Source organism: Rubripirellula lacrimiformis, from assembly GCF_007741535.1.
Taxonomy (GTDB): domain Bacteria; phylum Planctomycetota; class Planctomycetia; order Pirellulales; family Pirellulaceae; genus Rubripirellula; species Rubripirellula lacrimiformis.
The window spans coordinates 2,037,011-2,051,713 of the sequence record NZ_CP036525.1 but is presented as its reverse complement, the minus strand read 5'-3'; the positions used below and the strand labels follow the sequence as shown (position 1 = coordinate 2,051,713).

Genomic DNA, 14,703 nt, shown 5'->3' with positions numbered 1-14,703 from the left:
CCCCGTTCCAGCGTCCTCTTTTGCATTCCCAGCAGGCCAGCATGAACCGCGTTCCCGTTTCGACGAAAGCACACAGCGTCGCGATCGTCGCATGGCAATCGATGCCCGCCGTGTTCGGTGCTGGTGCCAAGGGTGTCGGCGGTTTGGAAACCGCGGCATGGACATTTGCGAAGGGGCTGGCCAGCCGAACAGCATGGCAGCCGACGCTCGTTTTTCGATCCTGCGGCCGGATCCCGCGCGACTGTGTCGAGGGAGTCCAGCTGCACGCCGATATCGACCGGTGGGAAAACATTCGACGCGATGTCTCTGCAAAAGTGGACTTCGGCAATCGACGGCTGAACCGTTTCTCGGCAAAACTGTTTTGGCAAATTCCTTTGCTGGCCGCCACGTGGCCGTTTCGCCGTCGCGATCCTGAACTGATGGCCATCGACGATCGGCTGATGAAACTTTCCCCCGATGTTTGGGTCACGATGGGCGTGGGCCGCGAATCGGCCGGCGTGATCGCAACGGCCGCGGCACAAGATCGGCCCTCGGTATTGATGCTTCAATCGGGTGCCGACTTGGACGAACGATACGCTCAGGATGCCATCACGCGATCGGCCTATGGCGAGCGATCGGATGTCTGCCGATACGCGATCGAACGAGCCGACCATGTGGTTTGCCAGACAGACGCCCAGCGGGAACGATTGGAAAAACTATTCGGCCGCCAAGGATCATTGATTCGAAATTCGTTGGATATCGATCGCTGGAAAGACCAGCGTGGCAAACATCCGCGCGGGCACATCCTATGGATCGGTCGCTACGAAGAATTTGCCAAACGAATTCATCTGGCGATCCAGATAGCTCAAGCCTGTCCCGATGTCCCCATCCGAATGATCGTTAACCCCGATGATCCGAATGTCGAATCCAAGGTCCGATCGTCTTTGCCTGCGAACGTGGAATTGGTGGACTACGTTCCATTCGACCAGATGCCAATGCAGTACGCCCAGTCGCGTGCGTTTCTATCCACCAGCTCTGCGGCGGCCGAGGGCTTCCCAAATGTCCTGTTGCAGGCCGCGGCCGCGGGGACGCCGATCGTGGCACTTCAAGACTTTGATCGATTCTTCGAAAAGTCCGGCGCCGGGATCGTTTGCGATGACAACATTGCCGATGCGGCGAGGGCTCTACAAGAATTCCATTCTGGCGTCCGCAGCCATCAAACCGATCCGGTCGACCGGTACCTCGTCGAGAATCATTCCTTTGACCACGTCACCGATCAACTGGCATCACTGCTAGAGACGACGCTTAGTGATCCGCGAAAATCCGCATCTTGATATGCCGCCACACGAATAGCATCACAGCCATCAACCCCAGCATCGCGATACAGATCCATAGCAGCATGGGGCCGATCGTCAAAAGGTTATAAGACAACCACGCGTTGTACACGCGGTCCCAGTTCACGATGGTCAGCACGGTGCCGGCACACAGGTAGGGGCCAAAGGGCACCTGGGGATCCCGAGTGATCACATACTGGATCAAGACGATGAAGATGGCCGCAAAGGGGGCCAGAAAAAACGCCAGAATCGCCCCTTGCCAGCCGATGAATGCACCGATCATCGCCATCAACGTCACGTCGCCGAACCCCATCGCTTCGACATCCATCGCCCACGAAGCAACGATCCGAATCGCCCAGACCGATCCGCCGCCCACAGCCAACCCAACCAATGACGAGAACAAACCCAACCAGTGGTCACCGCCGACATTCCAAACCCAACTGATCGCGATGACACCCACACACCACATCGCCACTAGCAGTTTCCAAAACCCGTAGCGAAACAATCCGGCACAGAAGTGCTGGATGGCTCGCGCGATCCCGCGACGTTTTGCCAACAATCCGCTCCAGCGGCGATCTGCCAATGCGAAGCACCACAGAGTCCAAATCGCTAAGCCCACTCGAAGCCCACTGATCCCTAGCCACGGATTGGCCTCTTCATACCAGGGCGAGTTGAACATCGTGGACTTGGTCATCGACCCCAACACGTTGAAGGGAGCTCCGACCGGCAGCACCGTCGGCATGAAGATCTGAATGGTGATCGCCCCCAATAGCAGCCCAATCAGGGTGCCGGGGATCGTAATGATGTCGGGGATGGTTCGTTCGTCCAAATCGATGAACGTTGCGGCGACCATTAGGGTCACCAAAATCATGTGAGCAAAGAACATCCAAGTCGCCGACGGCTCGACAACGTCCAGAAACCGCGGGATCCGAGCGGCGATCGGAAGCAAGCCGCCCACCTGGGTTTCGAACCAATACAACAGCGGTATCGAAATGGCCATCGCCACTTCGATCAGCAGCGGGCGCACCCAAAACCCACGACCGTGGATTTCCGAGTCGCGGTTCATCCGAAACCATCCTAGGACGGGGACGCGATCCAACGCGGTACGCGGTTGGGCTTTCGGCGGCGCCTTGCCCCAGGGTGAAATCGGGCGAGGCGAAAAGTAGGCGAAGGTGTAGATCACGTGATTGGCCAGAGCACCGCCGATCAAACCTATCATCGCAAGCAAAACGTAGCGAAGTTCGATGGGTAGTCCGATCCAATTTCCGACCACGGGGGGCCCCTGTTTTTGCGCAAGCTGGGCGAACGAGCCTACTGGTTTCCTGACAAGCCAATCCGAACATCGGTGACCTAGTTCTGTTGAATCGGCATTTCGACCGGTTCTGTGACCGAAAAAAGCATAAGTCACATCACGATCCCCGTCGACGGACCGGGTCGAATCGATTGACCAGCGTCTCACTCGCCACTAGACTGGCCGCAAGGCGAAAGATTCCCACACTAACGTGGTTCTGGTCGCCTCCCGCCTGCCCTTGCTCGGGCTACTGGTTTCGGTCACTCGATCGGTACTGGACCGGCGTTGTTACTAACGAACCGTTTCCTTCGAAAGCGCCGGTTGCTTAGAATGGAGCTTCGTTTGGGCCGAATAAGCGATTCGGTCACCATACAGCGCGAAGTAAACCTCTTCTGAACAGCAAACGCACTTGCGAAGGCTACATGCTTTCCGAGGGTTCCCGTATGCGCGTGTTCAGCCGACCTTCCTTGATGCTATGGATCTGTGGCTTCGCGATCACAGCCGCGGCCGACGAACCGGTATCGCCGGCCAGTGATTCGACGTCCGCGGTCAGCTTCCACAACGATGTGAAGCCCATCTTCGTGCGGCATTGCTACGGATGCCATCAAGGCGCCAAGCAACTCGGTTCGTATTCGATGACCGACTTTGCGTCGTTGGTCGCCGGCGGTGAGACCGAACAAACCGCGATCGTGCCGGGGAATCCGGACGCCAGCTTTCTGATCCAGCAGATCACGCCGATCGACGGGCACGCGGAAATGCCCGACGAGCCCTTCAAGCCACTTAGCGATATCGAAATCGATGTCATCACGCGTTGGATAGCCGCAGGGGCAGTCAATGATTCACCGGCCGACGCCGGCAACCAATTCAGCGCCGACCATCCGCCTACCTACGCCGCCGGGCCGGCGATGCCTTCGATCGATGTTTCGCCCGACGGAAATCTGATCGCCGTCGCGGGATTCCACGAGGTCGTCATGCTGGACGCCACCAGCCACGCACTCCATTCGCGATTGATCGGATTAAGTCCACGGATCAACACCGTTCGCTTTTCACCCGACGGACGGTCGCTGGCGGTTGCCGGCGGCACCCCCGGCCAACGAGGAGAATTGCAAGTTTGGGATGTCGAATCGGCCAACCTACGGCTGTCCCTGCCAATGACATTTGACACGCTTTGCGGGGCCAGCTGGTCACCCGATGGCAGCAAGATTGCATTCGGCGCCAACGACAACGTGGTTCGTGCCGTCGACTCGGAATCCGGCCAACCGATCCTTTTCCAAGGAGCGCACGAAGATTGGGTTCGCGATACCGGTTTCACCCCCGATGGCAAACACCTGATTTCGGTGGCTCGCGACATGTCATGCAAATTGACGGAGGTCGAGACCGAACGTTTTGTTGACAACATCACATCGATCACTCCGGGTGCGCTCTCCGGTGGACTCAACAGCGTTGCCGTCCACCCGGTTCGCAACGAGATCGTTATCGGTGGCGCCGATGGAATCGCAAAGGTGTACCGCGTGTTTCGCGAAACCGAACGGAAGATCGGGGACGATGCCAATCTGATTCGTTCGCTGCCCAAACTGGACGGCCGCATCAGTTGCGTTGCGATTAGCCAAGATGCAACGCGGATCGCAGCGGCCGCGACCATCGATGGCCACAGCGAGATTCGAGTCTGGCAATACAGCTTTGATGGCGACATGGACGAAGATCTGCGATCGATCCTCAGCAAGCGGGTCAACGACCGAAATGCGGAAGAGAAGAAGAAAGTCGACGCCTACCGCCAACGCGATGCCCAAGAAACCACTCGCGTGGCCGTCGCCGATGCGGCCGTCTATGCCATCACATTCGCCCCCGACAACAGCCTATTAGCGGCCGCCAACGATGGAAACATTCGCCACATCGCGATCGACGGAACCTCGACCGACACCTTCCCAGCCGTCCAGATCACCGCCGACGATTCGTCCAACAAACAGCAGTTCGATGTTCAAACCTGGATCCAATCGCTGCCGCCGAAGCAACCTGACACTCAAGCAGACGCTTTGGATTCGGCCACCGCAATCAACGTCACACCATCGTCGATTCGTTTGGGATCGCTTTACGATTACACCCAGTTGATCGTGACGGCAGTGGCCCAGGACGGGTCGTCGACCGACATCACTGCACACTGCCAGGTGGATGCCCCCCCGTGGATGACGCTGACCAACCGTGGGCTGATTCGTCCGATTCGCGACGGCGCGGGCAGCCTAACGGTTCACTACGGTTCGCTTTCGCAAACGATTCCCGTTTCCGCCACCGGAGTCAGCGGTGATGACGTTGACCTTGGATCGGTCGATTACATCCGCGACGTCGCACCGGTGTTGAGCCGACTGGGATGCAACCAGGGCACTTGCCATGGTGCACAGAAGGGCAAGAACGGATTCCGACTTTCGCTGCGTGGGTACGATCCTGAATTCGACCTGCGAGCGTTGACGGATGACCTGTCCGCACGACGAATCAATGCGGCCGCCCCTGAGGAATCGTTGATGTTGCGAAAACCCTTGGGCACCACGCCGCACCAGGGCGGAACGCTGATGACGGCGGGAGATCCGTACCATGCCATCCTGCGGCGTTGGATCGCCGATGGCAGTCAACTGGATTCAAAATCATCCGGCGTTAGCCATATCGAAGTGTTCCCGATCAACCCGATTGTGCAAAGCACCAAGTCGCGTCAACAGGTGCGTGTCGTCGCCCATTATTCCGATGGCACGCAGCGTGATGTTACTCGAGAAGCCTTTATCGAGAGCGGCAATACCGAAGTTGCGACCGCCGACAACACAGGGTTGCTGTCCGCGATTCGCCGTGGCGAAGCTCCGATCTTAGCCCGTTTCGAAGGCGCCTACGCAGCCACAACCTTGACCGTGATGGGCGACCGCAGCGGATACCAGGAATCTCAACCGGAAACGTGGAGCCAGATCGATGAACTGGTGGCCCAAAAGTGGCACCGAGTCAAAGTCGAACCAAGCGGGCTGTGCGATGACGCCACCTTCCTGCGCCGCGTCCACCTGGACCTGACCGGCATGCCACCGACCAGCGACCAGGTACGAGCCTTCCTTGCCGACGAAACATCAACACGCATCAAACGAGGGCGTGTCATCGATGACCTGATCGGCAGCGAAGCGTACATCGAATTCTGGACCAACAAGTGGTCCGACCTGCTGCTTGTCAATCGCAAGTTTTTGGGTGTCGAGGGCAGCACCCAATTTCGACAGTGGATTCGCGATTGCGTGGCCAACAACATGCCCTACGACCATTTCGCCCAGAAGGTACTGACGGCGGCCGGGTCAAACAACGAAAACCCACCTGCATCGTATTTCAAGACGCTGCGGACGCCCGAAGACACGATGGAAAACACCACCCATTTATTCCTCGGCATCCGATTCAACTGCAACAAATGCCACGACCATCCATTCGAACGCTGGACCCAGGACCAGTATTACGAGATGGCATCGTTCTTTGCCCAGGTGGGTCTGCAACGTGATCCCGCATCCGGGGATCGCAAAATCGGTGGCACCGCCGTCGAAGGTGCCACGCCACTGTTCGAAAAAGTGGTCGACCAGGACACCGGTGACGTGATGCACCCGCGGACCGGCAAACCGGTGGTGCCAACTTTTCCGTACGACGTCCCGCACGACGAGGCACCCGATGCCACGCGTCGGCAACGATTGGCCGATTGGATCACCGATGCTGACAATCCATACTTTGCCCGCAGCTACGCAAACCGATTGTGGGGTTATCTGTTGGGCGTTGGGCTGATCGAACCGATCGACGACATCCGCGCGGGCAACCCACCGACCAATCCAGAGTTGCTGGACCACCTGACGAATTCGTTTGTGGAATCGAATTTTGATGTCGCGTCACTGCTGCGCCAAATTTGCAACAGCCGGACATATCAGTTGGACATTGGCGTGAACCCGATGAACGAAGACGATCGTCAAAACTATTCGCACGCGCTCCCACGCCGCTTGCCGGCCGAAGTGATCTACGACACCGTCCATACGTTGACCGGATCGGTGACCCATATCCCCGGCGTTCCCGCAGGCACGCGGGCGGCCGAACTGTCTGATTCCGGCGTCAAACTTGCCGACGGATTTCTGCAGAACCTGGGTCGGCCGACCCGGGAAAGCGCATGCGAGTGCGAACGCAGCAGCGAGCTTCAGCTTGGCCCCGTGATGGCCTTGATTAGCGGCCCAACGATCGGCACCGCGATCGCAGACCCCAAGAACGAACTTGGACGTCTGGTCAAAGAACACACCGACGACCGCAGCTTGGTCGACGAACTGTTCCTGCGTGCCCTCGGACGCATGCCCAGCGATGCTGAATTCGGTGCCTTCCAGCAAGTCACGCTGACCATTCAAAAAGATCACCGAGACATGGTTGCCCGGCTAGCGATCGCCGAAGACGAGTGGAGCAAGAAACGAATCGAGCTGGAAAAGGCCCGTGAAGCAAAATTGGCGGACGTGGTCCAGCAAATCGCTCACCGCTCGGCAGCCATCCAACCGGAACGCAAGAAACTGGAATCCGAGCGTGCCAAGCGGATCGAAACGGCACAGCAGGCCGCCGACAAAACGATGAAAAACGTCGATAGCAAGATCCAGGCCTGGCAAGACCGCCTGGCATCATCGCCCCAGTGGCATCCGCTATTGCCCACTTCCTTTAGCACGACCAACCAAGCTGTCCTGACGCCGCAACCTGACCGATCGATCATCGCCACCGGCCCCAAGGGGAAAGGTGTCTATCACGTTGCCTTTCAAACCAGCCTGCCCAAGATCACTGGATTTCGCTTGGAAGCGATCGCCGACGCCAGCCTGCCATCGTCGGGCCCTGGACTAGGACAAAACGGGAATTTTGTGGTGACCGAAATCGAAGTTTCTGCAACGGCGCCGGATTCCCCCAAGAAACCGATCCAGCAAACCATCGCCAGCGCCCACGCGGATTTCGCCCAAGGTGGCTTTGCGATCGAGCAAACCTTTGACGGGAAAACCAACGACCAACGCGGCTGGGCCGTGTCGAACCAACTGGGCGTTTCCCACTGGGCGACATTTCAGTTTGCGAAACCGATCGCGAACCCCGACGGCGTGCTGCTGAGCTTCGATTTCCACCAGTTCCATAATGCCACCGATCACCGTCTGGGCCGGTTTCGCATCAGCGTGACCACCGACGACGGTGACATCGGACTATCCGAACCCGAGGCGTTTGCTGCGATTTTGGCGACGCCGGCTTCGAATCGATCCGACCAAGCCAAACAGCAACTGGTCGACTATCTGGCACGATCCGATTCGGAGATTCAAGAAGCCAAAGCCGCCCTGGCCGAGGCAAGCAAACCGGTGCCACCGGACGACGCGTTGGTCGCACTGGAAAATCGCAAAGCTGCTTTAACCGTCGCTACCCCTGACACTCCATCGTTGATTCAAAAGCGAATGGACGTCGCCCAAAGCGCTGGGCAGTTGGACAATCTTCGGCTGACAGCCGCCGAAGACCTGACCTGGGCGCTGATCAACAGTCCCGCGTTCCTGTTCAATCGTTGATCGGGCAGCACGCCCAGTGAACCGACCACGCCCATCCGACCACGCCCCTTTTTCACGACCTGCCCTGGAGCTATCGCCATGCTTTCTTTCAAAGGCTTTCCAGCCAAAGACCTATGCGACTCGCACTTGGTTGCGTCGCGGCGATCGTTTCTGCGTGTGGGCAGTTGCGGGATGCTTGGGCTGTCCCTGCCGGACCTGTTGAAGCTGCAATCTGCGTCGGGCGCTGAATCCACCGTGGGATCCCCGCTAGCCACCGGCGGGCCAGGGTGGGGCAAAGCGAAAAGCATCATCTTGGTGTACCTGCAGGGCGGCCCGAGCCACCTGGATTTGTGGGACCCCAAAGAAAACGTGCCGGACAATGTCGCCAGTATCTTCAAGCCCATCAGCACCAAGATCCCCGGCGTCAAGTTCACAGAAAACCTGCCCAAACTCGCTCAGATCAACGACCAGTTCACCATGATCCGGTCGATGTCCTACACGCCGAACGGTCTGTTCAATCACACCGCGGCGATCTACCAAATGATGACCGGCTACACGACGGACAAAGTCAGCCCGTCAGGCCAACTGGAACCTCCATCCCCCAAGGACTTCCCCAACTTTGGCAGCAACATCGTCAAAATGCGGCCGCTGGAAGAACCGATGCTGCCGTTCGTCATGCTGCCTCGGCCGCTGCAGGAATCCAATGTTGTCGGCAAGGGCGGGACCGCTGGATTCCTAGGCAAATCGTTCGATCCCTACACGCTGTATCCCAGCGGTGACGATCTGGACATGAACAAGATGGACCGGATCAAGATCGATGACTTGAAACTGCGTCCGGAAGTATTCAGCGTGCGGCTCCAGCGCCGTGCCAAGCTGCGTGACCTGTTGAATGCACAAATGCCAGCGATCAACCAAGCCGTCGAATCGTTCGAATTGGACGAGTACTATGACCGGGCTCTATCGCTGATCGTATCGGGGCGTGCTCGCGATGCATTCGAGCTATCCGAGGAAACCGATGCGACCCGCGACCAATACGGCCGCAACACATTCGGGCAAAGCTGCCTGCTAGCCCGTCGCTTGGTCGAGGCGGGAACACGCGTCGTCGAAGTCATTTGGCCCAAGGTCGCCAACAGCGACAATCATTCCTGGGACCATCACAAAGACCTCAGCAAACGGATGAAAAACCAATCGGCTCCGATGCTGGACAGCGGGCTGTCGGCGTTGATCACCGATCTGGACCAACGCGGCATGCTGGACGACACCTTGGTCGTCGCCGTGGGCGAATTCGGCCGCAGCCCGCAGCGTGGCGTCAGCACCAGCGGTAACAACAATTCCGACGACGGCCGCGACCACTGGCCATACTGCTATACCGCGGTGATGGCGGGTGCGGGAATACGCCGCGGCTATGTGCACGGCAAGAGCGACAAGACCGCATCGGCGCCACTGGAAGATCCCGTCCACCCGGCTGAATTGCTGGCCACGATCTACCACAGCTTTGGCATCCATCCCGAAACGATCGTCTACAACCACCTGAACCAACCACGCGAACTGGTCAAAGGCGCCGCCGTCACCCGCCTGTTCAGCTAACCGGCGGCGATTGCCCATGGGGCTGCGATCCCCAATCCACCCGACCGATCCTACGAAAAAACCCTGGCAGCGATTCAATCGCCACCAGGGTTTGTTTTGGTTGAAGTGAAGAAGGCCGGACCAAGCCTATTGCCGTCTTCGTTTCACCGAACACCGCCATGCATGTGCTTAGCTAGCAGCAGCGGCGGCGGCTTTCTCTTTGGCTTTTTTGTCAGCCGCATTCTTGTAATCGACAACATCCCAGACCAATCCGGTCGCCTTTAGCAAACGGATCGCTTGCCAGGTGATGTCAAATTCCCACCACTGGTGACCGTGCTTGGCCATCCGTGGGTAAGCGTGGTGATTGTTGTGCCAGCCTTCGCCGTAAGCCAGGATCGCAACCAACCAATTGTTGCGGCTGTCGTCCGTGGTTTCATAGTTGCGATAGCCGAACATGTGCGATGCACTGTTGACCAACCAAGTCGAGTGCAGGACGCCGACCAAGCGGACGAACATGCCCCACACCAACAATGACGTGGCCATGTACAGGCTGCCACCGAAGGCGAAATAACCGATGGCGAACAAGGCGGCCCCGGTCATGATGTGCAAAGGCAGGAACATCATGTCCAAGAAACGCATTCCACGTTCCTTGTACAAATCGGGAACCCAACGTTGCAGATAGGCTTTGCGGTCACCATTGTGGGTGTGAAACGCGAGCCAGAAAATGTGACTCCAGATGCTGCCATCACGCGGCGAGTGGGGGTCCCCTTCGAGGTCGCTGAATGCGTGGTGTTTCCGGTGATCGGCGACCCAGTCCAAAGCCGAACCTTCCCCGGCCAAGGTGCCGATGGTCGCGAAGGTGTACCGAACCCACGGACGGCACTTCATGCCGGTGTGCGTCAGCATGCGGTGATACCCCAGGCAAATGCCCAGGCTGCCGGTCATCCAGTGCAGAACGACCATCACGGCCAAACCGGTCCACGAGAAGTAGAACGGGGCGGCCAACACGACCAGGTGAGCGATCGTCAGCCAGCCAATGGCCCAATAGCTCAGATTCGAAACGTTGGACCGTTCCGCGGTCGTCGGCGAAGCATGCTTCTTGACCTTGGGCTTTGTTTCGGATTCAGGCCGCTGAATATTGGGTTGATCCCAAACAGGTGCCTGTGGATCGACGTCGACCAACAGTTTGCTGCTAGGACGTGCTTTCTTTTTGCTGGGGGTTTCTACAACAGATGCCATATAGCTGATTTCCTGTACAGAGTTGGCTCTTCAGCTTTCCCAGCTGAAAAGATGGCCAAAGTGTACTGAAAACTGTGTAAACCTCCTCGGCCCAAGATGGCCAAGTTTGTAACAGCCATGTAAAAGTCTGGTGGAGATCGCACCAAGAAGCTGCGGCCCCCCGCAAATCACGCTCTACAGAGCATTTCGGGCCGCGAAAATCGCCCCATCGGTGGGGCCCCCACGCCAGAAAAAGCCGAAAACGGCAATCCTCTGACGCGGGCTTCTAAATCACGACCGGCAAAGACGCTCTTGTCCCATCGCTGGATTTGCCAGACCTGCAAAATCCAGGCGTTCCGCCGCGCCGGCGTCACCCACGATCCACCCAATCGCGTGATGGCGACCTGCGAGGACTGTGGGGGCGTTTAACCGCGAGCGATCGTCTGTGCCTTGGCCATCGCGTCTTCGGCCTTGGTGATGTACTGCTGCTCTTGGGTGCCAGCCCAGGCGCGTTGGTAGGTCACGCTGAGCGCGGTGAAATTGAACGAATCGGTCGGTTCCAATTCGCAAGCTTTCTCGCCGTGGGCGATCGCCAAGTCATGCTGGCCGGTCTTGGTATAGGCCCGCGACAGCGCCAGGTGAGCGAGCACAAAGGTTTCGTCCTTGGCCACGATCTCATTCAGGCCGGCGATCGCTTCGTCGAACTGCTCGGCGTCGATTAGCTTTTCGACTTCGTTGTACTTTGCGTAAGGATCACTCATCAGATTTTCCGCGTACGTTTCGTTGGATTTGATTGGGAATCGTGAGGGTATAAAAAAAGGGGCCCATGGAACTGGATCCACTGGGCCCCTTCACATTCGGAATGTTTCGGCAAGTCAGACCTGCCGAAGGTGCGCCCGCAAACGACTACTTCTTGCTGTTGCGGAGTGCTGCCTGAGCGGCGGCTAGACGTGCGATTGGCACGCGGAACGGGCTACAGCTGACATAGTCCAAACCGACGCGGTGACAGAAATCCACCGACGATGGGTCGCCACCATGTTCGCCACAGATACCGATCTTCAACTTGCTCTTGGTGCTGCGTCCCTTTTGGACACCCATTTCGACCAACTGGCCCACACCCGACTGGTCCAACGATTGGAACGGGTCGACGTGCAGGATGTCTTGCGACAAGTAGTCGGGCAAGAACGTGTTGATGTCGTCACGGCTGTAACCGAACGTCATTTGGGTCAAGTCGTTCGTGCCGAAGCTAAAGAAGTCAGCATGCTCGGCGATCTTGTCGGCGGTCAACGCTGCACGTGGGATCTCGATCATGGTACCGATCGAAATGTCCAGCTTGCCTTCGAACTTCTTGGCTTCGCAGGTTTCCTTGATCGTTTCTTCGACCTTGGCACGCAGCATCGAAAGTTCGGCTTCGGTGCCGACCAACGGGATCATGATTTCCGGCATCGCCTTGATCTTTTTCTTCGAGCAACTGATCGCCGCTTCGACGATTGCCCGAACTTGCATTTCAAGGATTTCCGGATAGGTCACGCTCAAACGGCAACCACGGTGACCCAACATCGGGTTGGATTCGTGCAGCGCTTCGGCTCGCTTGACGATCTGGCCAGGCTTGACGCCCAATTCTTTGGCCATTGCCTTTTGCGCGTCCGCGTCGTGCGGCAAGAACTCGTGCAAAGGTGGGTCCAGCAGACGAACGGTCACTGGCAGACCGTCCATTGCTTTGAAAATGCCTTCGAAGTCTTTGCGTTGGAAAGGCAACAGTTTCTTCAGGGCCGCACGACGATCTTTTTCGTTGTCAGCCAAGATCATGGAACGCATGTGGATGATGCGATCGGCATCAAAGAACATGTGTTCGGTACGGCAGAGGCCGATTCCTTGAGCACCGAACTCACGAGCCCGCTTGCTATCGGCAGGCGAATCGGCGTTGGTACGAACGTCCAAGGTACGGAAACCATCGGCCCATTTCATCAGCTTGGCGAAATCGCCCGACAACTTCGGCTCTTGTGTTTCCACTTCGCCAGCCATCACTTCGCCGGTCGTGCCGTCTAGGCTGATGATATCCTTGCCGTTGAACGTACGTCCGCCGACCTTGATCTTCTTGCCCTTTTCGTCGATGTCGATCTCGCCGGCTCCGGCGACACAACACTTGCCCCAACCGCGAGCAACCACAGCAGCGTGGCTGGTCATCCCACCGGTGCTGGTCAGGATTCCGGCGGCGGCGTTCATACCGTCGACGTCTTCGGGACTGGTTTCTTTACGAACCAAGATGACCTTCAAACCGGCTTCGGCAGCTTCGCGAGCTTCGGGAGCACTGAAGACCAACTTACCAACCGCAGCACCTGGCGAAGCAGGCAAGCCACGGCAAAGAACGTCGGCAGCGTTACGAGCGGTCGGCTTGAAGCTAGGCAACAACAACTGGGTCAAGTCGTTGGCAGGAACCCGCATCACGGCTTCCTTTTCGTCGATCAGCTTTTCCTTAACCATGTCGCAAGCGATCTTGACCGCTGCGACTCCGGTGCGTTTACCGGTTCGGGTCTGCAGCATGTACAGCGTGCCACGTTCGATCGTGAACTCGATGTCCTGCATTTCCTTGTAATGATCTTCCAAGGTCTTCTTGATCTCTAGCAATTCTTTATGAACGGCTCGATTCCATTTGGGCATTTCAGCAACAGGTTGTGGAGTCCGGATACCGGCCACCACGTCTTCGCCCTGAGCGTTGATCAAGAACTCGCCAAAGAACTTGTTCTCGCCGGTGTTGGGGTTCCGCGTGAAAGCGACCCCGGTTCCCGAGTCGTCGCCCATGTTGCCATAGACCATCGACTGAACGTTGACGGCGGTTCCGAGCAAACCACGGATGCCTTCGATTTCACGGTAGCGAACGGCTCGGCTGGTGTTCCAAGATCCGAACACAGCTTCGATCGACAGTTGCAACTGCTTGATCGGGTCCTGTGGGAAATCTTCGCCGCTTTGCTTCTTGTACAGCGCCTTGTAGTCTTCGCACAGTTGCTTCAGACCTTCGGCTGGTACCTCGGTGTCCTCGGTAACCTTGTATTTCTTTTTGATCTTGTCGAAAGCGGTTTCGAAGGCGTGGTGGTCCATGCCCATCACAACGTCGCCGAACATGTTGATCAAACGACGGTAGGCGTCGTAAGCAAAGCGTTCGTTCTTGGTGGCCTTGGCCAAACCTTGAGTCGCCGCGTCGTTAAGGCCCAGGTTCAAGATGGTGTTCATCATGCCCGGCATGCTGACCGCTGCACCACTGCGAACGCTGACCAGCAATGGGTTCGAATCATCGCCGAACTTCTTGCCCAATTCCTTTTCCAGGATTTTGACAGCCGAGTTCACTTCGGCCATCAAACCGGATGGCAACTTCTTCTTGGACTTGTAGTAGGCGTCACAGCATTCGGTGGTGATCGTGAATCCGGGAGGAACCGGCAATCCGATGCGGGTCATTTCAGCAAGGTTGACACCTTTACCGCCGAGAATGCTCTTGCTGACACCTTTGCCTTCGGTCTTTGTCTTACCGAAGTAGTAAACCATCTTTGCTTGTTTGGCCATCGTTTTTCTCTAGGGAAGCCGTTAGTCAGTGATTTTTCATGGATGCGTATGAGTGCCCGGTCGCCACCGGACGACGGTCCCCACAGCAAAACCATTGCCAGGGCAAACAACCGCCTCAGGGGGCATCCGATCTCTCCGGCAAAGCTGAAACGATACTCGATTCAACAACGCTGGTTTCACGGTCGACTCGGAGACCCGATTCATCCGAATCCGCAGACGC

General features: G+C 57.6%; 7 protein-coding genes. 3 read left to right on the top strand and 4 right to left on the bottom strand.

Features of this window, described 5'->3' with window-relative positions:
• Positions 1-41 precede the first annotated feature (41 nt).
• Positions 42-1,313, top strand: a complete 1,272-nt coding sequence (locus K227x_RS07205; RefSeq protein ID WP_145168901.1) for a glycosyltransferase family 4 protein — start codon at positions 42-44, stop codon at positions 1,311-1,313.
• Here K227x_RS07205 and K227x_RS07200 read toward each other — a convergent pair.
• The gene (locus tag K227x_RS07200; RefSeq protein WP_218933834.1) at positions 1,285-2,586 is read right to left on the bottom strand and encodes a prepilin peptidase; all 1,302 of its coding nucleotides are present in this window, start codon (positions 2,584-2,586) and stop codon (positions 1,285-1,287) included. The genes K227x_RS07205 and K227x_RS07200 overlap by 29 nt on opposite strands.
• Positions 2,587-3,074: 488 nt before the next feature.
• Between K227x_RS07200 and K227x_RS07195 the strand changes: the two genes are divergently transcribed.
• Positions 3,075-8,162: a DUF1549 domain-containing protein gene (locus K227x_RS07195; RefSeq protein WP_145168899.1), complete on the top strand. Its 5,088-nt coding sequence runs from the start codon at positions 3,075-3,077 to the stop codon at positions 8,160-8,162.
• Between the two features lie 78 nt (positions 8,163-8,240).
• A complete protein-coding gene (locus K227x_RS07190; RefSeq protein WP_145168898.1) occupies positions 8,241-9,728 on the top strand; it encodes a DUF1501 domain-containing protein in 1,488 nt (495 codons plus the stop codon).
• Positions 9,729-9,896: 168 nt separating this feature from the next.
• Here K227x_RS07190 and K227x_RS07185 read toward each other — a convergent pair whose 3' ends face one another.
• The 3 genes from K227x_RS07185 to ppdK form a co-directional block, all read right to left on the bottom strand.
• Positions 9,897-10,946 (bottom strand): acyl-CoA desaturase, encoded by a 1,050-nt coding sequence (locus tag K227x_RS07185; protein WP_145168897.1) that lies wholly within the window; start codon positions 10,944-10,946, stop codon positions 9,897-9,899.
• Positions 10,947-11,350: 404 nt separating this feature from the next.
• Positions 11,351-11,689 (bottom strand): tetratricopeptide repeat protein, encoded by a 339-nt coding sequence (locus tag K227x_RS07180; RefSeq protein ID WP_145177391.1) that lies wholly within the window; start codon positions 11,687-11,689, stop codon positions 11,351-11,353.
• A 142-nt stretch (positions 11,690-11,831) separates the two neighbouring features.
• Complete coding sequence (gene ppdK / locus K227x_RS07175) at positions 11,832-14,483, bottom strand: pyruvate, phosphate dikinase (RefSeq protein WP_145168896.1); 2,652 nt, start codon at positions 14,481-14,483, stop codon at positions 11,832-11,834.
• Positions 14,484-14,703: the final 220 nt, after the last annotated feature.